This is a genomic window from Neobacillus sp. WH10 (assembly GCF_030123405.1).
GTDB lineage: Bacteria > Bacillota > Bacilli > Bacillales > Cytobacillaceae > Neobacillus.
Genome location: NZ_CP126110.1, coordinates 2578852 through 2601979, shown reverse-complemented (window position 1 = coordinate 2601979; position 23128 = coordinate 2578852). Strand labels below are relative to the sequence as shown.

The window sequence follows — 23128 nt, the reverse complement described above, 5'->3', positions numbered from 1 at the left end:
AAAGGCTGAACCCCAACTAATAAGCAAAGAAGCCGAAAAACGCTTCTCTTCTTAGAGTTGCCCAAAAACCGAAACCAAAATCAAATTGGTAGGGAGCATTGACAGTTTCGTTCATATCAGTACATTTTTTCACAATCTGTCTATACCTATAACCTATTTTTGTTTCCATAATCTTTCATAAATTACTTTATTACTCACATTTCTTAAAAGAAATATGTCAGGGTTACTAAGATTTTGCCAATCTACAAATCCGAAATTTTCATTATAATACTTTATAAGTAATGACATTAGATTTCCGTGTGTAACAATGATAGTATTTTCATTTTCACAGTTAAAAACTTCCTCTACAACTTCTACTATTCGATTCATTGCTTCTTTACTGGACTCTCCACCTTCTAATTTCACTTCTATATCATAAATGTTGTTCTTAGTTTTTCCAACCAGTCCGAAAGATTTTTAGTACTTAGTACACGTTCTGTTAATTGTCTATTAATCTCTATCTCGACATTTAACCGCTTTGCAAGTGGCTGTATAGATTGAATAGCACGCTTATAAGGGCTTGAAATAATACGGTCAATTTTAATTTCGGAAAAAAAATCAGATACATCTATTGCTTGTTTAAACCCTTTATCTGTAAGTTGTGATTCGGATGGTTGTCCTTCAGCCTCACAATGCCTTATAATAAAAATTTTCTTCAACAAAACCACTCCAATATTAAGCATATGTATTATAAAGTTAAAATGACGGATGAATTGGATTAAACGATTCAGCTCGTTTAATACTTTCTTTTAAATAAATAGGTGCTTTTGGGTGGCTTAATACCTCTTCAGTAGTTAACCATAGTACTTTTGCTACTTCATCAGGACTTTTAGGAAATGCCTCACCAGAATAATGTTTGCAAAGAAAAACAATATCTACTACATTTTCACCCGTATCTGTTACAAAAGATGTACTGTGGACATAATCTAACCTGTCTTTAACTATCACACCAACTTCTTCTAAAATTTCACGTTTTACTGTTCTTTCTAATATATCTGAGGAGTTCCCTTCAATATCTACCTTACCTCCAACAAGAGAAAGCATACCACCAGCGTGTTCTTCATTTAAGCTTCTTTCAATTATTAGCCACTTATCATTTTTCCTTATAGCACCTTCAACATTTACAATAAACATTTATAAGTTACCTCCGATAAATTCATTTTTCTTACTTCTTCAAAAACTACTAATTTCCTGCTTGTTTTAATCTTTTTTGTGCTAACCTGCTCCGTTATTTTCAACAAGCAAAAAGATCACCGCAGCGATCTCTATCTTAAACTCTTGCACCCCGTTAGTTCCATAAGAAAATGAACAAAAAAGGGTAGAAGCAGATATTGTATCTGTTTTTCTACCCTTTTATTTTTCAAACTAATTAGAGTTTACTTGGCTATCAATAAAATTGTTTGATCCTAGTTTTTATAGCATTTGTTTTTATTTATTGTTGTTTTGTTTCATGATGTAGTGGTGGTGGAACTAGCCAACCTTTATCTTTCATGATTTGCAATAATGCTGCTCCATCTATTGCTTTTTTTGCACCCATTTGACCAAATAATAATCCAACATCTTCACGAATTGATTGACTGGCACCTTGTCCGCATGCTACAACCCCAGCTGCAATATCGGCAGCTACCATATAAGCTATTTGAGCATCTTGAAATCTTGCTCCAACAGGAATCTGTTCGAGATCAGCTTCAGGTCGTTCTGCTGGTGTAGGTGGAACTGCGATATCGTTTTGTAGTAATACTACTTCTATATTTTTGATAGAAGGTTTGATGGATGATTCAATTACTTGTTTTAAAAACGCTTTTAATTCTTGATCACCTGTATGGTTTGTATAGACTTGATATCCATCTAGTGCAGCTTTCGCGACTGATAAAGCGCTCCATAAACCAAATACTTCTCCATAATGCAAAGGTTCATCTTGAGGATTTCCACTTAAAATTCCCATAATTATTTTACTTCCCTTCGTTAATAAATTCATACTATTCTCCTTTTCATGGAATAAGTACAAATGATATTCTTTAACAAAAAAATAGAAATTATGCTAAAAGTTTTTTTATATTATGGGTTTATTTACCTTGGTTCTTAATTAACTAAACTGCCAGATAGTTTAAGTACAACATTTCAAAATCTTTCTTGTAGAAAAAAAGGCGACCTTCTTCTTGAAGTATCGCACCACGTTAGTTGAATAAAAAAAATGATGAATATATTTTAACGTTAGTTCTTGTCTTTCCAATCATCATAAAATTTCATTAAGATTTGATTTATTTCTTTTAAAGTAACTAGAATTAAGAAAAGCATCATAAAAGTTACAATTTCTCCTGTAAAAACAGAGATTAAAGCAATTACACCCATCCAAAAGTAAAAGGTTGTTTTATTCATATAATCCCCTTTCTACTCGGCTAAAGTAACCAATTAGTTACTTATCATTTTATTAATTCTCTATACTTAATATGAATAACTTCCTCTCAACCAGCCAAATTTGTGAAAAAAGAAAAGCTGCCTCAATGACAGCTCCGTTCTTCAACTCAAGCACAAGTTAGTGCAATAAGATTTATGAATGTAAAATGCTATGAATAAAATATTTTGCATTCTCTGCGTCTTTTTTCTTAACAGAAACAACATATTGTTTTTCGTAATTCTTGTTCATTCCAATACTTCCAAAGTTCCCCCTAGTTGTCCCACTTCCTCTCCATTGTGTTGAACGGTCAATAACTTTATAGGTATATTTAATGCCCTTACTTTTTAAAATCCCTCTTACCTTTGAAAATTCCTCCATTGAATATCCAATATAAACTTCTTCTTTATTAAAGAAAAACATATCCATCCCCCATTGATACGCTATTTACATTAATGCACCCTTATTTCCATTAATTACATTATAATGTATTACTTTAGGGGATATTTGTAAATTTTGGTTTTATCGGAAGATTTTAAAAATGGATTCCTTATTCCACTAACCTGCCATTTACTTCAATAAGAAAAAAGGACTGCAGCATTTTAACGGGTTCTCCTTTGGGAGAGAAAACTACAAATTAAATAGTGAAATGACAGACTAAATAACAATTTATAGGTATGTCTTTTTTATTGTTAAAATAAGGTTTTAGTTAAAATTATTATGATAATAGCAGAAAATTAGCACACAAAATAACATCGGACAATAACTATTGTCTTTGCTGATAATAGTGTTATTTATATAGCGATAATGAATGCTAAATCTATGACATTTAAATAAAGGAGCTTAATTGAAAAGGGTTTAAATGGTAATTGTCGAATATTTAAAAGAGTGAAATTATCAGGGGTTCTTAAATGAAAAAAATACTTATGAATTTATCTATATTTACTATATTCCTAATAACTCTTATTGGATGTTCAAATGAAGTCCCTAAAGAGTTTGATTTAAATCAACTAACTAGAGTTGACATTCAAATATTCGCAGATGAACACAGTGACAATGAAATAATAATTTCAGAGGAAGAAAAGATTAAAACTTTAAGAGAAGTATTTGCAAAAATTGAGTGGGAACAGAACGTAAAAGCTAAAATGGCTCGAAAAGAAGATGTGAAAGCCACTTTATTCTTCAACTTTGATAAAAATATGCCAGAAAGATTATTTGAATATTTTATCTGGTTCAATCAAGGTGATGCATCAGTAACGATTATTGACAGAGAAAAGAATGCTTTAGGAACATTAGAAAAAGAAGATGCCCAAACACTAAAAGATATTTTGTTGAATGACTAAAGAGCAGGTATGACCTGCTCTTTTTGTTTGATTTAGGGTGTTAATTTAACGGTGATTTTAATGTGAATTCAATAATGAAAACAAGTTTTCCCTCCGAAAAGAGAACCCGTTAGCAGCATTTACGATCCTTCATAAACTCTTGCACCCGTTCTTAAGTGAGTTGGTTCACAACACCATTCTATTCAATTATCTCGCCTGAATAAACCTTCAGTTTTTCCTTAGCAATTGCCATTCCACTATTTAGGTTGTCAGTAAGTGAATAGCCAGTAGACTTTTGTAGCCAAGTTTCCCATTCACTATCCCAAAAATAAACGTCAATTTCTAATAGCCCGTCCCTCAAACGTTTATTAATTTCAACTTTATATGCCTTACTTGGTGAGTATATTTCTTTAACAAGATTCAGCATAATTCTAAACTCCCCTATAAACGTATTTAACCGCAACTCTTTGTCCAACTAAAGCACCCGTTGAATAAGCAAAAGATTAACCAATCCGTAAAATAGTATTAAACATTCTAGGTTTGTTTTTTTTAAATGCTTGGATTAGTTCCTTACCGAATACAGTAATGGTTTTTTCCCAGGGATGACCTAAAAATCCCCAATTGAAATCCTTTTGTAGAAAGAAGTAATAATCCCCATCAGGGAAAATAGGTATTATCCACTCATTAAATTCGTCTCTAGGAAACTCTAAAAAGGGATTGACCCAATAACAATGATGTTGCCAATCTAAAGCATAAAAATATTCATTATCATTCGTTATTTCCTGAAAAGCAAACAATGACTTGTCCTCAAGGTCTTTATAAATCTCTTCATATTCATATATATTTCCTGACCAATTTCCATAAGGTGAAATATCATATGTGATGAATGGGCTTGGTACAATAAATGACGGAAACTTAAAAATGCTTGGTTTGAATTGAAATTCGTTAAATACCTTTTTCCATACGGTTTTTTCTTCAGATTGTGTAAGTTCAATCCAATTAGAAATGTTAATTCCCCCTCCAAACACTGCTTCTATATAAGGATAATTATACCATTTCTACTTCCTAAACTGCCAGTTAGTTTAAGTGAAAACTTCGCAATCTTTACTCTATATTTCAACATATATATCCATTCTTTATTGAATACGTTCCTCAACAATCTGGCCCTTAACATAGAGAAAGAGCACAATTCTTACTTCAGAATTGTGCCCTATTCTGGAATAGGCCTTTACTAATATTACCTCTCGAAGCCCCTTTCACCTTTTCACTTTTCTTGTGCTATTTGTCTCTAGAATAGTAGTTGAATACCGAACAGTTGAGGTAAGCATAACATAAATCAAGACAGCTGCACTGCACAGATAATTGCTACGCCCCACAGTGCAACTTGCCAAACCTCGGTGAACGGTGAATGACGACGGCGAGGGTCACGCATTTCTTGTCGAACCCAGAACCTCCAAATAGTGCTGATTGTACATAATGCCTAAGATGTTCCCAAAGGGATCGACCACGGAAGCAGTGATGAACCCCTCTCCACGCTCTTTGGGTGCCTCGTACTCTTTCGCTCCCATAGACAGAAGCTTCTTGAAAGTTGCTGTTATATCGTCCACGTGCCAGTACACTACTGCACCGGCCGGACCGGTCGCTGAACCATCGGGCGCGTAGCGGCTATCAATCAAGCCCAACTCGTGCTGGTAGTCGCCGAGGCGAAACTCGGCATATCCAGGACGTTCGAAATATGGTTCGATGCCCAATAGCTCAGTGTACCATTTCTTTGCCGCTGCTAGATCATCTGTCCAAAAACTGACTGTGGTGAGTCCTCGCAATGTCTGTATGTCGCTCATATCGATTTCCTCCTTAATATGGATAGTACGTCCCGATGCTAAACTAAATAACATCTTCTGATCAACTTCGATTTACTTACGAATAATACCTTCTCTTATTCAAGAAATTGGCCTTTAACATAAAGGAAAGAGTGTAATTCTTGCTGCAGAATTACGCCCGATTGTGGCAGATCGTTATTGGCTATTTCAGATTACCCACTTGTCTTTCCAAATGCACAGCATGCCTACTCCAACTTCAACTGTAAGGATACCGCTTGAATGATTTCCACTTTATCTTACTTTCTTTGACTCTTCGTGAAGTATAGCTCGACTGCGGGCTACAAATTCAAACAGAAATTTAATCTCCTGATCATTATATTTTTCGAATAGTTCTCTCATAGATTGGCTAAAAGAAGCAAAGAGAGGGAGAATCTCTTTCTCCACTTTTTGAAGATGTACATTAATGATGACCCTCCTGCGGTCATTCGGATCTTTATCCCTATACACATAACTAGCTTTTTCAAGCCTGTCAATCACGCCAGTAACAGTTCCTGTCGTAAATCCAGTCATTTCGGCCAGCTTGCCAGCAGTCATCGGATAGTTCCGCAATATAATATCCAGACATTTGTGATCTGTCGAATTCAAGCCCAGTCTTTCAGCCACGTTTTGATGGAACATGATGGTTTCCGTGCTGAAGTTCCTCAATTCCTCATTAAATAATTCTAATAATTGTTCCCTGGATAAATTTTTTTTTAACATTTTGAAAACCTCCGCATATAAATTATATATCTCACGAGATAAGATATTTAGTAAACGAGATAAGGTTCTTATTAACCATAATATATTCAAAAACTACAGCAATAGTTCAATGCATATGCACATTATTAGCAATCGTTAGACGCGGATGTCTTTTATGAGTGGGAGAAAAAATAAATTGAGAGGTGTTTTTTCAATGAATTCACTGAAAGAAGTTCTTTCGCAAAATAAAGGGATTACTATTCATACGCTTGCAAATTACATGAAGCAATATACTCGGAATAATTGGAAATCCGTATTGCAAGAATATCAATCGGAGTTTCAGGATGCATTTGATAAGTCAGGAGAATTTGCCTATGGAATCTTCGGACGTAAGTTGTTCGGGCCTTTGATCGAAGAAATTGAGCGTGAAGGGTTTGTCTTGGAGTCTGATCATTTAGCTTCTTCCGTGGAGTATTGGGGGCCGCCGGAAGAACGGGAACGGTGCATGTGGCATATTTGCAAACAAGCCGATGGCACTCCAATAGGGAGCTTGGTCACCCGTGTCTTTCACGATCATACGCAGTTTCGTATACCCCGTTCACCCGATATCATAGCACTTGAGAAAACGGAAAAAAGCGAGATCGTCGAGGCGCTTTCCCATGCTTCCACCCGTATCACCAAATATAACGAATTCACTGGTACATTTTTAACAGAAAAAATCGACAATGACGAACAAAAGGAGCAATGTTGGGAATACAGTGTTGAGGTCGGATTGGGAGATTATCTTGAAATCGATAACCCCGAAATGAGCGAGGGGATGCTTGACCATGCTCTTTCTCTTTGGGGACATAATAACTGGGAACTAACGTCAGTTGTTCCTTATCAGGGACGTCTAGTTGCGTTCTTTAAACGTCCTGTTTTCGGAAGAGAGTAGAAATTAAAAGTAAGCACTGTAGTTACGTGCCTTCCAAGGTGTAGGACCATGGGAATTAAATGACTCTGTTTGTTACTTTAATCTTTAAAAACGAGCGCTTAGCAGATTCTTGCTCGTAGGAAAACTGCGAAAGTCATTTCGGTAAGCAGATTGCAGTTGATCACACGGTTACTGTTTCTACCTAAAATTGTAGCTAACCCCCTCGATATCTTCTACTCCTTGACGTATGGGTATCTTAAGGGTTCGCTTATATTTTATATTTACGTACACTTTACCCCAAAAAGCTTTAATCCCTGTCAATCCTTTTTTAAGTAAAAGTCTTGACGCTACCCCTTGTTTGTTAAAAAGGGGCAGACCCCCAGTGTGCTAAAGCATTAGCACGTTGAGGGTCTGACCCGGATCCCTTCGAAAATCAAGCCGTTACTCATTCAAAAACAGCATCGCAGTTTGTGCATAAATCCTTGATGCTTCGATTAATTCTGCTAGATCAATATATTCATTGATTTGATGAGGTATATGACGGTCCCCCGCTCCTGTCGTGACAATTGGAATCCCAGCCAGGTGAAGGAATGTGCCGTCTGTGGCACCAGGTACGCCATTATATATTGGTTCCTTTCTGGCAACTGAACGGAATGATTCCACACTAGCCCTGACAATTGGATCGTCCAAACTCGTTTCTGTCCACGGGCGGCTTTCAATCACTTCTAGGGAAGCCTTAAAATCTGGATCCAAGGAACCTAACCGCGTAAAAATATTCTCCATATCAACCCGAAGCTGGTCGTGGTTTTGTCCAGGAACTGTACGAATATCAAGGGTACTATAACATTGGTCCGGAATGACATTAATTTGCGGCTCACCTTTTTCGGGTCCTAAAATAATCGTTGGCGTAATGCTAGGCAAACCTAAATATTGGTGTTGGCCGACTCGTTGTTTTTCTTTATCCTCGAGTGCCATTAGTTCACAAATAATCTGCGCCATTCTTGTATTTGGATTGATTCCAGCAAGCGGCATGGCACCATGAGCCATTTTTCCGTAGGTACGAATTACCGCTCTTATTGCCCCTTTTTGCGTGATACAAATTTGATTTTCCTCCGGTTCGCAGATGATGGCCCCGTCCACTCCTTGTGCCCAGCCACGTTTTATGAAATGTTTTATCCCGATCATCATGCCTTCCTCATCGCAAGGGACACACAAAATAATTTTTCCATTCCATTTCACATTACTTCTTTTAATCGCATGGACCGCCGCAATCGCAGCTGATAGATTTCCTTTTGTGTCGTTCGTTCCTCTGCCAAACATTCTGCCGCCCTCAATAACGGCCCCAAAAGGATCATAGCTCCAGGCATCCCTGTCCCCCTCTGTCACAACATCGGTATGCCCCTCAAAAAGAATCGTTTTCCCAGGTCTGCCCGAATCAAGAATACCAATTACATTCGGCCGCCCCTTGACGACTTCTTCGATGTATACCTCGAGCCCTAAGCCCTTTAGATAATCATATACATATTGTGCCGTTCTGCTTTCATTTGCCTTCGGGTCTAGCGGGCGGTACACACTAGGAATCCGAACGAGTGCTTGAGTTAAATTTACAACTTCCTGATCATCCACATCATTATATACAGCCAACTATAACCCTCCGTTTTATTGATTTTTTGGTAAATCTTTATGGGCGATAATTCCTCCAGCACTATCAGCGGATTTAACCGCATTGATGATCGCCCTCTCCATGACCTTTGCTGCCAGCCCGCCAATGACATCTACAGGGATCCTTTCCCCTCCGGTGGCAACGGCAAAGATGGTGTCACCATCAAACATGGTATGAGCTGGAAAAATCGTTCTTGCATACCCGTCCTGAGCCATTTGTGCGACCTTCGTTGCCTCCGCCTTCGTTAAGTCGGCATTCACCGCAATCACGCCAATGGTAGTATTAGAACCTGCAGGAATAGTGGCTTGGTAGTTTTGTTCGAGAAGCTTGATACTATCAAGAATAATCCCATTCTTAAAAGGCCCTGCTAAAATTTCCCCAGTGGAAGGCTCGCGGACATCCCCGACTGGATTGACAGCAACAATCGCACCAATCACAACACCATTTTCTAAGGTGAGCGATGCACTTCCGAGACCGCCCTTCATACAGAAACCGAGACCGGCTAATTTACCAGCAGTAGCTCCACAGCCTGCCCCAAAATTTCCAGTGCTAAACTTCTCAGCTGTTGCCGCATTTGCTGCTTCATAACCCATTTGTATATCTGGTCGAACCTTTGGATCGCCAATCGGAAGATCAAACAACACCGCCGCTGGAACTATGGGAACCTTAGCGACACCCACATCTAAGCCGATTTCCTGCTCCTCTAAAAATTTCATTATACCTGAGGCTGCATCTAGGCCAAATGCACTGCCGCCGCTTAAACAGATGGCATGTACTTTTTCGACTAGATTTATTGGATTCAAAAGATCCGTTTCCCGGGTTCCGGGAGCAGAGCCTCTTACGTCCACCCCCGCTACCGCACCACCTTCAAATAGGATGGCTGTACAGCCGGTCAGTGCCTGTTGATTTTCTTTATTTCCTACTTTTACACCTGGTACATCCGTGATTTGATCATACATTCCTTAAACATCCTTTGAAATCTTTGATTTTTGACTCTTGCCAATCTGTTTCCAAGCTAAAACAACCGCTAACGTAACAACCGTACCAACAATTGCTTCAGGGATTCCGTTTGTTATTCCTACTGTCCAGGCTACTCCTGGAGTTAAATAATGGCGGATGACAGCCATTGTTAACACAAGTACCGTATTTGCTAATGTCCCGATAAATGCGGCAGCTCCAACTGCAAAGTATTCACTTTTGCGTCGGAGTCCAGCATATATAAGCCATGCCACTACACCGATGAATAAGCGTGGTAAAATGGCGACTAATGGATCTTTAAAAAGGGGGACTGTTGCGTTTAGGAAGGAAGATATCCCAAATATGGCACCAACAATTAGGCCGACGACCGGTCCCTGCATAATTCCTCCAATAATTGCGGGAATGTGCATGATGGTGGCATTCCCTGCTGCTGTTGGAACAGGAATATAGCCCAACCGTGTTACCCCTAAAAGAATCGCGATCGCCCCCAGCACACCAGCAATAACAATATCACGAACTGTTAATCCCTTTTTCATATCATTTCTCCCCTTTTGTTTTTAGTTTTTTAACATTAAAAAGGAAACGGATAAAAAAGCAGTAGTAAAGCGAATAAAAGTCCCAGCAATAAAACAAGATAATCCTTTGCTAATGCTTGATACACGGAAAAGGAACTCCTGTCGCCACCTGGTGTATAGCAGCGAGATTCCATTGCAAGAATTAGATCCTCAGCCCTAGACAATGCGATATTAAATAACGGAATAATAATAGGAAACATTTCTTTCGTTCTTTGAATAATTCTCCACCAGCCGCCTGTACCAAAATCGGCTCCCCTTGAAGCTTGTGCTTTCATCATCTTTTCCATCTCGATGGCGAAGGTTGGAACGAATCGAATCGCAATGGTTGTAATCAGCGAGATTTCGTGGACCGGAAAATGAATTTTCTTTAACGGACTCAGTAAGCTTTGTATGGAATGTGTTAGTTCTGTGGTGGAAGTAGATAAGGTGAGAACACTGCTTAAGAAGATAATTTCAATAAATCGAACAGCTGAAACAACAACCAATCGAATACTTTCACTAGTGATTAAAATAAAGCCATAATCAACATATACTCTACCATCTGAAAAGAGCTGGCCTTGAAAAAGCAGCTGCAAGATTGCTAAGATGACAATAAATGGAATAGCTGGCTTCACACCTGATAACCCATAGCTGATTGGGATTTTGGATGCCCAGAATAAATAAAGAGATAAGACTAGACCGATGGCATTTCCGATATAACTCGTATTAAAAGCAATCGCAATAACGAGAATGACAAAAGACAGAAGCTTTATTCTCGGATCTACACGATGAATAAACGAGTCCGTAGGAACGTACTGCCCAATTGTAATATTACGGGATATTTCAAATTCGCTGGACATGCTGCGAGCCCTCCTTCGTACCGGTAAGAACCTTCATAACCTCATCAGCTGCTTCAATGATGGAAAAGGCATCCGTTTTTACTTGGTATCCAAGATCGCTTAATCGATAAAGAACTTTTACCGTTTCAGGGGTCCCTATTTGATAACGCTGCAGTTTTTCTTTATCCGTAAAAATTTCTTTCGGGGTGCCTGTTAACACGTCGGTACCATCTGCCATTACATAGACACGGTCAGCTAGCATGGCGACCTCTTCCATATTGTGTGACACAAAAACGACGGTTAATTTTTCTTCCTTGTTTAACCGTTTAATTTTATCAAGCAATTCCTTCCTTGACCTTGGGTCCAAACCCGCTGTCGGTTCATCAAGTACTAAAATCTTTGGTTTTAATGCAAGGATCCCCGCTAAGGCCACCTTCCGTTTTTGTCCACCGCTTAATGCAAAGGTCTGTCTGTCCTTCATTTCTTCAAAATCTAAACCAACAACCGACATCGCCCATTTAACGCGCTCTCTCACCTCCTTTAGTGGAAGACCTAATTTGAATGGTCCATAGGCAATATCATCGCCAATGATTTTTTCAAAAATTTGATCCTCCGGGTTTTGAAAAACAATTCCCACCTTCTGCCTCAGTGTTCTTAAATCTACCTTTTTCTTTGATAAGTCTTCTCCTTCAATCATTACCTTCCCGGATTCCGGACGCATCAGTCCATTGAAGTGCTGGATTAAAGTTGACTTTCCCGACCCCGTATGGCCGATAATGGCAATACATTCTCCTTCTTCTACATAAAGGTTGGTTCCTTTTAAGGCAACATGCTCCATTGGGGTACCTCTCATATACGTATGTGAGAGGTCTTCTATTTCGATGATCGACCTCTTCGGCATTATCCCACCTCCTCTTTGGAGAATTTTTTCACTTCATCAATAAACTCTTCTTCTTGGATTACGTCCTTTGAAAAATCGCTAAACTGGCTATGAATTACTTCGGCCATTTGGCTCACAGAAGGTACTTCTAATTGAAGATTCTCTAATTCCTGTTTATATTTAAAAATTTCACGCGGCGAATCGTCCATGACAATTTGGCCACCCTCGATGACGATAATCCTGTCAGCTTCCGCTGCTTCTGACATGTGGTGGGTAACCGTAATAATCGTCATCCCTAAATTGTTCATTTTTCTCATAACCTGAAGAACTTCTTTTCGCCCAAAACTGTCTAGCATACTTGTAGCTTCATCAAAAACAATGCAATCCGGCTGCATTGCCAGCACACCAGCAATCGCGACTCTCTGTTTCTGCCCCCCAGATAGATGATGTGGAGGTCTATGACGAAACTGAGACATTTTGACAACGTTTAAAGCTTCATCCACTCTTTTCTTCATTTCTTCTCTTGGGACACCAATATTCTCAAGTCCAAATGCTACATCTTCCTCCACGATCGTCGCAACAATTTGGTTATCTGGATGTTGAAAGACTGTGCCAACCGATCGACGAATATCCCGTTTCTTTTTCACGTCCTTTGTGTTATGCCCGTGAACCCAGACATCCCCGTTGTCCGGGGTTAAAATCCCGTTAAGGTGTTTAGATAAGGTAGATTTTCCTGAACCATTGTGACCAATTATGGCCACATATTCTCCAGGAAAGATTGAAAAGGAGATATTCTTAAGAACGGATACTTTTGTTTTTTCATTTATTTTGTAGGAAAACTCTACATTTTCTAAGCGAATAATGGGTTCCATTTTGGACTCCTCTCGATTGTTTTGCTTTATATCCCACGTCCTCCATCAATATTTAGGATCTCACCGGTCACCATCTTAGCCAAATCGGAGGCTAAATAAAGTGCGCCTTGGGCAATATCGTCTGGTTGAATTAATCTTCCCAATGGAACACTATCTTGAAAGATCTTTTTCATTCCCTCTTCTTTTTGCTGCTCATTCCCAACAAGGAATTTTCCAATCATCGGTGTATCTGCCGGGCCAGGATTGATGGCATTTACTCTAATATTAAAAGGTGCTAACTCAAGCGCTAATGCTTTGGTCAGCATGATGGCTGCCCCTTTTGATGCACAATACGCGTTTAACCCGGGTCTCGCTCTGATACCAGCAATGGAAGCAATATTAACAATACTTCCGCTCTTTTGTTGCTTCATGATCGGAACAGCGTACTTAGAGGTTAAAAAGATGGATTTTGTATTCACGTTCATAATTAAATCCCATTGTTCCAAGGTTAATTCTTCAATAGCTGTGAAGGATTGTGGAACACCGGCACAATTAATGACAATATCTAATCCGTGATATGCTTCCAATGTTTGATTCACAAGGTTGGCAACATCTGTATCATTCGTTACATCGGCTTTAATGGCCTGTACTCGATTTAGACCGGCTGAACTTGCAGCTGTTTTTGCAGACTCATAATTTAAATCAGCAAACGTTACATTAGCCCCTTCATTAGCGAAAGCCTGAGCAATCGCTTTCCCCATCCCCGATCCTGCTCCTGTTACAATGGCTGTCTTTCCGTTTAATAGACTCATAGATTCGTCACCCCCATGATTTTAAGCTTGAATACACTATTTTTAACTCCAAAAAATGTGGTCCACTTTACATTTTCGGGCTAAGACTTAGCTGAACCATTTTTGAAACGATTGCGTCTCCCATTTCAGTGGTCGTGGAAGTGCCTCCCATATCCGGTGTTCTTATTTTTCCATCCACCAATACCCCTTCAATGGAATCCAGGATTAATTTCCCAACATTATCGAGCCCAAGATGGTTCATCATGAGACTGACGCTCCAAATTGAGGCGATTGGATTGGCAATCCCTTTTCCCGCAATGTCGGGAGCAGAACCATGGATCGGTTCAAACATAGAGGGATAGATGCGCTCAGGATTGATGTTTCCAGATGGAGCCAACCCTAATCCACCAACTATAGCTGCACCTAAATCTGTTAGAATATCACCAAACAAATTACTTCCCACAACGACATCAAATGTCTCTGGTTTGGAAATAAAATAAGCAGCAAGAGCATCTATATGGTAGAGTTGTGTTTGTACATCAGGATAACTATTGCCTATTTCTTTAACCATTTCATCCCAAAAAGGCATGGTAAAGTTAATAGCATTTGATTTTGTTGCCACTATAAGGTTTTTCTTCGCCCTTTTTTCTGCCAATGAAAAAGCATAGTTTAAAATTCTTTCAGAACCGTATCTTGTAAAAATATTATTTTGAACAGCTAGTTCATAGGGGGTTCCTTCATGAACGCGACCGCCCATATTAGAATACTCCCCTTCGGTATTTTCCCTAATGACAACAAAGTCAAGGTCCTTATGGTTTTTATACCTCAAGGGACTTTCTATTCCTTGTAGGAGTTTAATTGGCCGCAAATTCACATACTGTTGAAATTTCCGGCGAATGGGCAGGATTAGCTCCCAAACCGATATGTGATCAGGTACAGATTTTGCACCAACGGCACCAAATAGAATTACGTCAAAATCTTTTAATAGATCTAACCCAGTCTCGGGCATCATTCTTCCATTTTGAAGATAATAATCACAACCCCAATCAAAAGATTCACAGGAAAAAGTTAAACCGCCATGTATCTCTTCCGCTTTTTTTAATACCTTTATCGCCTCATTCATCACTTCTGGGCCAATTCCATCCCCCGGAATTAAAGCAATTGAAAAGTGTTGCAAATTGATCACTCCTTTCATTGATCTTTTCTATATTCGAACTTGATTTTCTTAAAGGGGATTTACATTTATTCAGCACTTTTTATTTTTATCGCGATATTTTTTAATTGAGTATAATTCCTTAGTGCTTCGACCCCTTTTTCACGGCCAATACCGCTTTTTTTGTACCCGCCAAAAGGAAGTTCGACCCCGCCAGCTGCTCCATAGTCATTGATAAAGACCTGTCCGCTTTTCACTTTGCTCGCAATTCTGTGTGCCCGTGATAAATCATTTGTCCAAATCCCTGTTACGAGACCATAGGAGGTTCCATTTGCTAGAGTTATAGCTTCCTCTTCCGTTTCGAATTCAAAAACCGTCAATACGGGGCCAAAAACTTCTTCCTGAGCAATTTCACTTGACAGGGAAACGCTTTCAATAATCGTTGGTTCAAAATAATATCCTTCTTCAGCGCCTTCCACCCTTGCTTGCTTTCCGCCAATGATGACACGTGCACCTTGCTCTTTGGCTCTTTCAACCATCGCTAGTATTCGATCAAACTGCCTTTTTGAAATGATTGGGCCAAGTTCGCAGCCATTTATCCCCGGGCCGATTTTAATTTTTTTCATTCTCTCGGTTAATTTCTCAATCAATTCATCTTTCATTTGAGAGTGAACTAACAATCTAGAACCGGCTGAACAAGTTTGACCTGCATTCTGAATAATCGAACGTGTAACCCATGAAACTGTTTCTTCTAGATCACAATCAGGAAAAACAATATGTGGGGACTTCCCTCCCAGCTCAAGTGTTACAGGAACAATATTTTTAGCCGCAGAAATCATAACGCTTGTGCCAGTGTTAACTGAACCAGTAAAAGTGATATGATTTACATCAGGGTGATTCACCAGTGCTGCTCCTGCTTCTGCACCGTATCCTGTTACAACTTGTAGAGCGCCTTTCAGGACTTCTATCTCAGAAAATATTTCTGCTAACTTTAATGCCGACAGAGGGGTATCTTCAGCCGGTTTCACTACGACCGTATTTCCAACCGCAATGGCAGCTGCCACACCCCTTGAAGTGATCTGAAGTGGATAATTCCAAGGGATAATTTGTGCACAAACTCCCATAGGTTCACGTACCGTATAATCAATAACATTTGGTGCTACTGGGATTGTTTCTCCAAACATTTTATCTGCAACACCTGCATAATACTCAAAATAGCGGGCACTGCTTTCTACATCACTTCTGGCCTGTGATAGGGGTTTCCCTGTATCTAAAGTCTCGATTATGGCAAGTTCCTCAGACCTTTCACGCACTTTTCGTGCCACTTCATTAAGTGCATTTCCTCTTATACTAGGTTTTAATGATTGCCATTCAGTTGATTCAAATTTATTTTTCGCCGCTGCTACAGCTAGATCTACATCTTCCTTATTTCCCCTCGGAACCCTTCCAATTACTTCATGATTTGCAGGATTATATGATGAAAAAAACTCCCCTGAAACGGACTTTACCCATTGACCATTTATATACATTTTCTCCATTGTTAACCCCCATTGTGCTATGGTTATGATACTTTTAAAACCTCGAAAGTTCTCAAACCTACTTTTTACATTTTAAAAATCAATCTAACTATATGTTTGCAATTTTTGTGCCAGGATTGAAAATTTAGAAAAGTCTGAAATATAAAACAAAAACAGAGATAAAAATCCCTGTTTTTAAAAACGATGTTTTAAACTGCAACATTGTATTGCAATTTGAAACATCATAATTCATATTCTTTGATTTTTCTCCAAAGGGTGGATCGGTCTATTCCAAGTGATTGAGCCGCTAACTTTTTATTATTTTCAAATTTTTGCAAAGTTGTGAGGATGAGTTCTTTTTCCTTATTTTTTATACTTTGATTTATTGTCGTTTCTTCTGAGAACTTCCTTCTCCTTATTTTTTCAGAAAGAAATTTTGCCCCTTGAAGCCTTAAACTCTTACTCTCTTCAAGGACCACCATCCGTTCAATTGTATTCCTTAATTCACGAATATTCCCAGGCCAGTCGTACTTCTGAAATAAACAAATTAATTCCTGTTCAACTGTGATTATTTTATTTTTTCTTTTATCATTAAACTCCTCTAGAAAAGCTTCTACCAGTTTAGGTATATCTGCAAAACGCCGGCGGAGAGGCGGCAATTCCAGAGCTAGTACATTTAGTCGATAATATAAGTCAGATCGGAATTGTTTCTCTTCAACCTCCTCCTCTAAATTTCGATTCGTTGCTGTAATGATTCGAACATCCACAGGTATGATTCGCTCTCCGCCAACACGCCTAATGGTTCTTTCCTGAAGTACTCTTAACAATAGAGCTTGAATTCGTAAAGGGAGCTCACCAATTTCATCTAAAAATAGCGTACCTCCGTGAGCAAGTTCAAATAAGCCCGGCTTTCCATCTTTTAGAGCACCTGTAAATGTGCCTTTCTCATATCCAAACATTTCACTTTCGAGAAGATTTTCCGGCAGTACCGCGCAGTTCACAGCTACAAAGGGACCAAGTGATCGATGACTTGCGGAATGAATACCTTGAGCAAATAATTCTTTACCTGTTCCAGATTCACCGGTTATTAAAACAGTTGATTCCGTTTCAGCAAATTTCCTTCCCAGTTCTTTAGCCTCCATTATTTCATGTGTTTCCCCAATAATATCACTTAATCGATACTTTGCCTCCAAGCCATTTTGATGAAGCTTTTTGCGAAGTTGTAGTTCTACTTTTTGAATATCTGTAATTTCTTTAAAATTTGATACGGCACCGACAATTTTTCCTTTGACGATGACAGGAGATCTATTGATAACGATTTGACGGCCTCCTACAGTAGCAATATCGCCTCTTTCGATTCTCCCGGCTTCTAATACTCTTAACATATCCGATTGTGGGATGAACTCTGTAATGTTTCTTCCCTTCATTTCCTCTTTTACACCTAAGATCGTTTTTGCTTGTTCATTTACCAATCTAATATTTCCTGTTCTGTCAATCGCAATAACTCCATCATGTGTTGAATTGACTATTGCATCCACTTGATACCTTTCATTTAAAATTTCCTCTATTAAGTTCACTAATGATCCCGCTATCTGTAAAAAAGGTATCAAAGAAGTGAAAGCAGGCTTAATAAAATGTAAATTTTTAATCCCTAGGTTAGAAATTAAGCCTTTCATCCATATTGGAGCAAGATAAACATGACTAGGCTTTAGTGCAGCAGATTGTTTTTCTGTTAATAATGAGATTTGAATCTCATCATTCGCAGCATGTTCCCCGTTTTCTTTACGCAGCCACTCTATTTCTTCCTTTGATGTTATAAACGAATACTCTCTTTGTTCAGGGTTTTCAAACAATACCTTTATAGTCTTTTTTATCTCTCCTATAGTTATTGGGATAGGGATAATAGGGAAAGAAAGCCCCTCTAATTCTTTCTGAAAAACGGCTGGTGTAATAATAACCATTGGATTCATGATCTGATCTAATATTGAATTAATTGAATAAAAACTTGCAGTTGGGTATCCCAAATCATTTAATAAATTATTAATTTGGTCTTCATATAAATCATTCATTTTAAAAAGAGCTATCATGGTATCACTCCAGAACAATGAATAGTAAATAAGATAGACTTAATTATAAATCTATTATTTTCTATATTTTTAAAATATTCTATTTTTATATTAAAATGTATTTTCCTATCTGTAAACGTTCTGATTAGTTTTTGGCAAAAAGGGTCAAATCCCCAAGTCGGCATGCTCATAACGAGGCATCAGTAAAGAGGATATAATTGAGACAGCCAAAGGATTTGAATAGCAGAAAAAGAGGAGACTCCGAGTCCCCTCTTTTTAACGAAATTCATCAATTCTTATCGTTAGCATTATTATATGTTTATTTACTTTTATTCATCGATCGTGAATAGGAAAAAAAGCATTTTGAAAAAGCAAACCATTTTCCAATTTATATTTTACGATTATCAATCACTCTACGGGCTTTGAATACTGTTTCAGGCAGGATACCCTGCTTATATAGATTAACGCCAACACGTACTCCAAGCTTACTCTTAAACAATTCTTCTGCCTCCTTTTTAAAAGCATCTAACTGACTGTTGTTATATCCGTTTTGGTATTCAATATTTACGGTCATTTCATCCAAGGCACCCTTTTTGTCCACGATAATCTGATATTCAGCACCACTCCACATCAAGGAGCGAACACAATTTTCAATCGCACTTGGGTAAATGTTTGCACCCCTGATTATTAACATGTCGTCTAATCTCCCTAGAATTCCATGTGGAAGTCGCGGATATGAACGGCCACAGGAACATGGTTCGTTTGTCATGAAGCTTTCGTCACCAGGCCAAAATCGAATCATTGGCTGTGATTTTCTCCAGAGGTGTGTGTATACGACGGCTCCTCTTTCTCCCATTGGGATCGGTGTATTTGAGTCTTCAGCACTTACAATTTCAGTAAAAACTTCATCTTGATAAAGGTGGACCCCTGCTTGGGCCTCACAGGATGTACTTGTCATGAATGGATACATTTCCGAAGTGGACCCTGTATCAAATAAACTTGCTCCCCATCCTGTTGACAATAGTTCCTTTGTACTAGGCAAGGAAGCGCCAGCTTCTCCCGCGGAAATGAGTCTAACTACTGAACTTTTCGATAAATCTATCTGCTTTTCCCTAGATTTGTTCATAAGATGCAAAAAATATGACGGTGTAGCGACAAACGTGGAAGGTTTAATTCTCTCAATCATTTCTAAATGCCTGTCTGAGTCAATTGCTCCCAATGGAAAGACTGTAGACCCAATCCGTTCGGCACCTTGTAGAATACCCCAGCCGCCAAAGAAAAGAGAGAATGGAAAACTGATTTGCATCGTATCATGAGGTCTTAAGCCCGTAGACCACAAGGCCATGGCATGTAGTTCAGATGCTCTTTCCCAGTCCTTATTACTTATTTGATAAAGTGTCGGTATCCCGGAGGTACCGCTGGATCCTTGAATTCTTGCGATTTCTTCAGGTTCAAATTGACCAGTATAACTGCCGAAAATTGGGTGTTCTTTTTGGTCCTCTACAAGCATTTTTTTGGTAATAATGGGTACCTTCGTAGTGAAATCTTCAAGTGTTTTGACATCTGAGGGATTAAAATGGTGGCGATCATAATGTTTTCGATAAAAAGGGAGGTTATTGTAGACATATTCTAATTGCTCTTTAATTCTTGCTAAAATAATTGCCTCTCTTTTCTTTGGATGCAATGTTTCTCTTTCCTCATTCCAATATTTTTTATACGTATTTGTGATCATCATTTTCCCCCTCGTAAAAGTATTTTGACAAAATAGATTAAAAAGAAAGATCAACCAAATTATGTTTAATATTATGCACGCGTTGTTAAATCAATGTTTATATTTTAAAAAAGGAGTTAGTTTTTTAACACATGTTTAATTAATTGAATAGTCCATCGAGCTACTCTACTTTCAAACTGATACATAAAAAAATCGATGTTGATTCCACTATCATACGGGTGCGGTGATCCTTCTTCTTTATTGACATCGCCCAAAGTCAAAATTTGAGCACCGGCCACGCCACGAAGTTTAGTGATAATTCCAACACAAAGGACCCGAAAATCATTAATATCAATAATGTTTATTCACTTTTATTTATCGATAGTGAATAGGAAAAAAAGCAGGTACCTGAGCTATGGCAAGCTCAGATTCCTGCTTTTTCTGAGAATGGACGATACCTCCCTTTATGTATCGAAATGTAAATCGTCCGCATGATGTAATAAAAAATCTGATGGGCCTCTTCCGTATAAATACAATCGATGCATGGGTCTTGTCATGGACACGTACAACAATTTGATATCCAGATCTACCTTTGAGTATCGTTCTTCCAAGCATACAATCATAACGGAATCAAACTCCAGCCCTTTCGATAAATAAGAAGGTAGGATCACGATATGTCCCTTCTTCATCTCTTGCTTTTCCTCTAATAATTGAATCGGAAGATGGCTATTTTCTAGGATCTGATTAATTCTTTGGCATTCTCTGTCGGTACGTCCAATGATGGCAATGGAGTGAAGCTCTTCCTCTATGAGTGAGGCAGTATCTTGTTCCAGCTCCACCCTTACCTGTTCCAGATTCTTAGGATCAATCGTTTTAAAGTGTGGTTTTTGGCCATGTCGAATAACTGGTTCGACCTTTGGCAAGTCTTGGTCGATCAACTGAAGAATATCGTTTGCCAAATTCATTATCTCAACGGTCGTTCGATAGCTTTTTTGTAAGGATTGATAATTCGCATTAGGGAAGATATCTTTCAATACCGGTGCCCAACTATTCAAGCCGCGATAGGAATGAATTCCTTGTGCTAAATCTCCCACAATGGTAAACAAGTCAGTATTAAAGCCTTCTTTTAATGCGGCAAATTGAAAATAACTGTAATCCTGCGCTTCATCGATGAAAATACTGCGCATTTTATATTTTTCCTCGATCCCCTCCATTTTTGCCTTCATATAAAAGATCGGAGCTAAATCCTCAAGTTCGTATGCACCTCGATTAAAGATCCGCAAACAATATTTACTTAGAATCTTACATTCTTTCTCAGTAAGCGTTGTGGAATGCTCTTTGATCCTTTCAGGAGAAGTCATTAGTTCCTTATACAAGGTGAAAATATCTTTCATGACAAATGCATCCATATATTTTTTTACCGCGACCTTTGCCTCTTGCTCCACCCTCTTTTTTCTTTTTTCCTTCATCTCCATTAAGGAAACTACTTTTTGCTTTCTTTTATCTGCTTTCATCTTCGTGTTATAAAGGGCCTTCTCCAGTGCTTCTTCATACTTCTTGTTAAGGTTCGATAACATCAGCGATTTCTTCTTTTTCAAATCATCTTCTAATAGGTTTTTTATTTTTCCAATCCTTTTATAGATTGGTAAGTACGTATATTCTTTTAAAAATAGTTTTTTGAGCTTATGCCCCTTCATCAGAACAGAATTTTCCACGACAAAATCCTCTTGTGGGGCAAGATTATATTCCAATTCATTTATATATCGATTGATTACTTCCTTAAATTCGAGTGAACCTTTATAGCTGGAAACCCATTGAATCGATTTATTTGTTCCGTTATCTTCAAGGAGCTTCATCAGCTTGGAATTTGGTGAAAATAGTTTTATTTTCTGCCCCAGGCAGCTTCTCATAAAATCGATATAGGTGGTTTGATTAATCTTGTTGACCCCTAGTTCAGGTAAGACGGCAGATATATAATCAATAAACAGTCGGTTGGGTGCGAGAATCATTAATTTATCTGGAGGAAATCTAAACCCAAAGGAATAGAGAAAGTAGGATATTCTATGGAGTGCGATGGTTGTTTTCCCGCTTCCAGCGGCTCCTTGAACGATAATGGGGTGCTTCAGTGATGCCCGGATCACTTCATTTTGCTCATTTTGAATGGTCGCAACGATTTCTGTTAATCGATTGTCTGCTTTACCAGTCAAAGATTTCTGCAAAAGTTCATCGTGTGTAGTCAAATCGATATCTCGGATTTCTTTTATTAATCCATCGACGATTTCATACTGCCTCTTTAACGCTAAGTAACCGGTTTGTGTCTCCCCATATGCTTCATATGACACATCTCCCAGCCGGCCATCATAGTAGACATTGGCAATCGGTGACCTCCAATCCACGATAATGGGCTGCTGTGTCACACGGTCAAACAATGATACCTTGCCTATGTACAAAACTTCTTCCTTTTTCGTACTATTGCTCGTAAAATCAATCCTTGAAAAATATGGTTTGCCAATCACGCTTTCTAACCTCTTCAGTTCACTTTCCGCTAATTCAAGAAAACTTGCATTCGCGAGGAGATCCGTATAGCTCATACTACTATCCTTAGAATTCAGGTCGGCAAAAGATTGTTTCATATTTTCAACGAAAAATTCTTTATTTCCCTCAGAAATTTCTAAAATGGTTCGGATATATTCCTTTGTAAACTCTAAGCGCTCCACTTCTGCTTGATAGTCTTTATGGTCTCGGACAGACACTTGATCTTTGGCACTCATCCTCTTCACTCGTCACCTCTCTGTGCAATTTTGCAAGTATGGGAAATTAAGATTAAACTAAATCTTTGATACTAGTCAAGTTTAAAAGACCAGTGCATTATAAATAAAAATGGTGCATTACCACCAC

Annotated in this window: 24 protein-coding genes; 2 read left to right on the top strand and 22 right to left on the bottom strand. The window is 38.5% G+C overall.

All coding sequences use genetic code 11. From position 1 onward, the window contains the following. Positions 1 to 153 precede the first annotated feature (153 nt). The 6 genes from QNH20_RS26965 to QNH20_RS12255 all read right to left on the bottom strand — a co-directional run bounded on the left by QNH20_RS26965 (position 154) and on the right by QNH20_RS12255 (position 2857). Entirely contained in the window at positions 154 to 405 is a 252-nt protein-coding gene (locus QNH20_RS26965; RefSeq protein WP_349632711.1) for a histidine phosphatase family protein, read from the bottom strand. A gap of 2 nt (positions 406 to 407) precedes the next feature. Then, positions 408 to 698: a histidine phosphatase family protein gene (locus tag QNH20_RS26960; RefSeq protein WP_349632710.1), complete on the bottom strand. Its 291-nt coding sequence runs from the start codon at positions 696 to 698 to the stop codon at positions 408 to 410. 37 nt (positions 699 to 735) lie between these two features. Then, a complete protein-coding gene (locus tag QNH20_RS12270) occupies positions 736 to 1173 on the bottom strand; it encodes an NUDIX hydrolase (protein WP_283923157.1) in 438 nt (145 codons plus the stop codon). Between the two features lie 298 nt (positions 1174 to 1471). Next, the gene (locus tag QNH20_RS12265) at positions 1472 to 1984 is read right to left on the bottom strand and encodes a DUF3231 family protein (protein ID WP_283923403.1); all 513 of its coding nucleotides are present in this window, start codon (positions 1982 to 1984) and stop codon (positions 1472 to 1474) included. A gap of 269 nt (positions 1985 to 2253) precedes the next feature. Then, positions 2254 to 2418 carry a hypothetical protein gene (locus tag QNH20_RS12260; RefSeq protein WP_283923156.1) on the bottom strand — a complete coding sequence of 55 codons (165 nt, stop codon included), beginning with the start codon at positions 2416 to 2418 and terminating at the stop codon, positions 2254 to 2256. A gap of 172 nt (positions 2419 to 2590) precedes the next feature. Further along, positions 2591 to 2857: a hypothetical protein gene (locus QNH20_RS12255; RefSeq protein ID WP_283923155.1), complete on the bottom strand. Its 267-nt coding sequence runs from the start codon at positions 2855 to 2857 to the stop codon at positions 2591 to 2593. A gap of 488 nt (positions 2858 to 3345) precedes the next feature. On the opposite strand from QNH20_RS12255, the gene QNH20_RS12250 reads away from it, so the two are divergent. Next, complete coding sequence (locus QNH20_RS12250; RefSeq protein WP_283923154.1) at positions 3346 to 3777, top strand: hypothetical protein; 432 nt, start codon at positions 3346 to 3348, stop codon at positions 3775 to 3777. Between the two features lie 178 nt (positions 3778 to 3955). Here the strand turns inward: QNH20_RS12250 and QNH20_RS12245 are convergent, their stop codons facing one another. From QNH20_RS12245 to QNH20_RS12230, 4 genes are all read right to left on the bottom strand, one after another. Further along, positions 3956 to 4183: a hypothetical protein gene (locus tag QNH20_RS12245; protein WP_283923153.1), complete on the bottom strand. Its 228-nt coding sequence runs from the start codon at positions 4181 to 4183 to the stop codon at positions 3956 to 3958. A 76-nt stretch (positions 4184 to 4259) separates the two neighbouring features. After that, positions 4260 to 4763, bottom strand: a complete 504-nt coding sequence (locus tag QNH20_RS12240; RefSeq protein WP_283923402.1) for a DUF2716 domain-containing protein — start codon at positions 4761 to 4763, stop codon at positions 4260 to 4262. 417 nt (positions 4764 to 5180) lie between these two features. Beyond that, positions 5181 to 5597: a VOC family protein gene (locus tag QNH20_RS12235; protein WP_283923152.1), complete on the bottom strand. Its 417-nt coding sequence runs from the start codon at positions 5595 to 5597 to the stop codon at positions 5181 to 5183. Positions 5598 to 5867: 270 nt separating this feature from the next. Further along, on the bottom strand, positions 5868 to 6335 hold the full coding sequence (locus tag QNH20_RS12230) for a MarR family transcriptional regulator (protein ID WP_283923151.1): 468 nt from the start codon (positions 6333 to 6335) through the stop codon (positions 5868 to 5870). Between the two features lie 154 nt (positions 6336 to 6489). On the opposite strand from QNH20_RS12230, the gene QNH20_RS12225 reads away from it, so the two are divergent. Next, positions 6490 to 7248, top strand: a complete 759-nt coding sequence (locus QNH20_RS12225) for a DUF6022 family protein (protein WP_283923150.1) — start codon at positions 6490 to 6492, stop codon at positions 7246 to 7248. Between the two features lie 420 nt (positions 7249 to 7668). Here QNH20_RS12225 and QNH20_RS12220 read toward each other — a convergent pair whose 3' ends face one another. From QNH20_RS12220 to helD, 12 genes are all read right to left on the bottom strand, one after another. After that, positions 7669 to 8871: a M20 family metallopeptidase gene (locus QNH20_RS12220; protein ID WP_283923149.1), complete on the bottom strand. Its 1203-nt coding sequence runs from the start codon at positions 8869 to 8871 to the stop codon at positions 7669 to 7671. A 15-nt stretch (positions 8872 to 8886) separates the two neighbouring features. Further along, the gene (locus tag QNH20_RS12215) at positions 8887 to 9849 is read right to left on the bottom strand and encodes a P1 family peptidase (RefSeq protein WP_283923148.1); all 963 of its coding nucleotides are present in this window, start codon (positions 9847 to 9849) and stop codon (positions 8887 to 8889) included. Positions 9850 to 9852: 3 nt separating this feature from the next. Further along, on the bottom strand, positions 9853 to 10404 hold the full coding sequence (locus QNH20_RS12210; RefSeq protein WP_283923147.1) for an ECF transporter S component: 552 nt from the start codon (positions 10402 to 10404) through the stop codon (positions 9853 to 9855). Positions 10405 to 10439: 35 nt separating this feature from the next. Further along, complete coding sequence (locus QNH20_RS12205; RefSeq protein ID WP_283923146.1) at positions 10440 to 11282, bottom strand: energy-coupling factor transporter transmembrane component T family protein; 843 nt, start codon at positions 11280 to 11282, stop codon at positions 10440 to 10442. Next, positions 11266 to 12162: an energy-coupling factor transporter ATPase gene (locus tag QNH20_RS12200; RefSeq protein WP_283923145.1), complete on the bottom strand. Its 897-nt coding sequence runs from the start codon at positions 12160 to 12162 to the stop codon at positions 11266 to 11268. Before QNH20_RS12200 ends, QNH20_RS12205 begins: the two co-directional genes overlap by 17 nt. Further along, positions 12162 to 13013, bottom strand: a complete 852-nt coding sequence (locus QNH20_RS12195) for an energy-coupling factor transporter ATPase (RefSeq protein WP_283923144.1) — start codon at positions 13011 to 13013, stop codon at positions 12162 to 12164. Before QNH20_RS12195 ends, QNH20_RS12200 begins: the two co-directional genes overlap by 1 nt. 26 nt (positions 13014 to 13039) lie before the next feature. Beyond that, a complete protein-coding gene (locus QNH20_RS12190; RefSeq protein ID WP_283923143.1) occupies positions 13040 to 13804 on the bottom strand; it encodes an SDR family NAD(P)-dependent oxidoreductase in 765 nt (254 codons plus the stop codon). A 67-nt stretch (positions 13805 to 13871) separates the two neighbouring features. After that, the gene (locus QNH20_RS12185; protein WP_283923142.1) at positions 13872 to 14960 is read right to left on the bottom strand and encodes a tartrate dehydrogenase; all 1089 of its coding nucleotides are present in this window, start codon (positions 14958 to 14960) and stop codon (positions 13872 to 13874) included. Positions 14961 to 15025: 65 nt separating this feature from the next. Further along, positions 15026 to 16474, bottom strand: coding sequence for an aldehyde dehydrogenase family protein (locus tag QNH20_RS12180; RefSeq protein WP_283923141.1), 1449 nt, complete (start codon positions 16472 to 16474; stop codon positions 15026 to 15028). Positions 16475 to 16695: 221 nt separating this feature from the next. Continuing rightward, a complete protein-coding gene (locus tag QNH20_RS12175) occupies positions 16696 to 18540 on the bottom strand; it encodes a sigma-54 interaction domain-containing protein (RefSeq protein ID WP_283923140.1) in 1845 nt (614 codons plus the stop codon). Positions 18541 to 18907: 367 nt separating this feature from the next. Then, positions 18908 to 20254 (bottom strand): phenylacetate--CoA ligase family protein, encoded by a 1347-nt coding sequence (locus QNH20_RS12170; RefSeq protein WP_283923139.1) that lies wholly within the window; start codon positions 20252 to 20254, stop codon positions 18908 to 18910. A 440-nt stretch (positions 20255 to 20694) separates the two neighbouring features. Beyond that, entirely contained in the window at positions 20695 to 23001 is a 2307-nt protein-coding gene (gene helD / locus QNH20_RS12165; RefSeq protein WP_283923138.1) for an RNA polymerase recycling motor HelD, read from the bottom strand. Between the last annotated feature and the right edge of the window lie 127 nt (positions 23002 to 23128).

Bases quoted from the DNA above. Each gene is read 5' to 3' on its own strand.
- QNH20_RS12235 (WP_283923152.1), bottom strand. From the start codon at position 5,597: ATGAGCGACATACAGACATTGCGAGGACTCACCACAGTCAGTTTTTGG.
- QNH20_RS12180 (WP_283923141.1), bottom strand. From the start codon at position 16,474: ATGGAGAAAATGTATATAAATGGTCAATGGGTAAAGTCCGTTTCAGGG.
- QNH20_RS12270 (WP_283923157.1), bottom strand. From the start codon at position 1,173: ATGTTTATTGTAAATGTTGAAGGTGCTATAAGGAAAAATGATAAGTGG.
- QNH20_RS12250 (WP_283923154.1), top strand. From the start codon at position 3,346: ATGAAAAAAATACTTATGAATTTATCTATATTTACTATATTCCTAATA.
- QNH20_RS12205 (WP_283923146.1), bottom strand. From the start codon at position 11,282: ATGTCCAGCGAATTTGAAATATCCCGTAATATTACAATTGGGCAGTAC.
- QNH20_RS12225 (WP_283923150.1), top strand. From the start codon at position 6,490: ATGAGTGGGAGAAAAAATAAATTGAGAGGTGTTTTTTCAATGAATTCA.
- QNH20_RS12215 (WP_283923148.1), bottom strand. From the start codon at position 9,849: ATGTATGATCAAATCACGGATGTACCAGGTGTAAAAGTAGGAAATAAA.
- QNH20_RS12260 (WP_283923156.1), bottom strand. From the start codon at position 2,418: ATGAATAAAACAACCTTTTACTTTTGGATGGGTGTAATTGCTTTAATC.
- QNH20_RS12175 (WP_283923140.1), bottom strand. From the start codon at position 18,540: ATGATAGCTCTTTTTAAAATGAATGATTTATATGAAGACCAAATTAAT.
- QNH20_RS12170 (WP_283923139.1), bottom strand. From the start codon at position 20,254: ATGATGATCACAAATACGTATAAAAAATATTGGAATGAGGAAAGAGAA.
- helD (WP_283923138.1), bottom strand. From the start codon at position 23,001: ATGAGTGCCAAAGATCAAGTGTCTGTCCGAGACCATAAAGACTATCAA.
- QNH20_RS12245 (WP_283923153.1), bottom strand. From the start codon at position 4,183: ATGCTGAATCTTGTTAAAGAAATATACTCACCAAGTAAGGCATATAAA.
- QNH20_RS12200 (WP_283923145.1), bottom strand. From the start codon at position 12,162: ATGCCGAAGAGGTCGATCATCGAAATAGAAGACCTCTCACATACGTAT.
- QNH20_RS12190 (WP_283923143.1), bottom strand. From the start codon at position 13,804: ATGAGTCTATTAAACGGAAAGACAGCCATTGTAACAGGAGCAGGATCG.
- QNH20_RS12210 (WP_283923147.1), bottom strand. From the start codon at position 10,404: ATGAAAAAGGGATTAACAGTTCGTGATATTGTTATTGCTGGTGTGCTG.
- QNH20_RS12195 (WP_283923144.1), bottom strand. From the start codon at position 13,013: ATGGAACCCATTATTCGCTTAGAAAATGTAGAGTTTTCCTACAAAATA.
- QNH20_RS12255 (WP_283923155.1), bottom strand. From the start codon at position 2,857: ATGTTTTTCTTTAATAAAGAAGAAGTTTATATTGGATATTCAATGGAG.
- QNH20_RS12265 (WP_283923403.1), bottom strand. From the start codon at position 1,984: ATGGGAATTTTAAGTGGAAATCCTCAAGATGAACCTTTGCATTATGGA.
- QNH20_RS12230 (WP_283923151.1), bottom strand. From the start codon at position 6,335: ATGTTAAAAAAAAATTTATCCAGGGAACAATTATTAGAATTATTTAAT.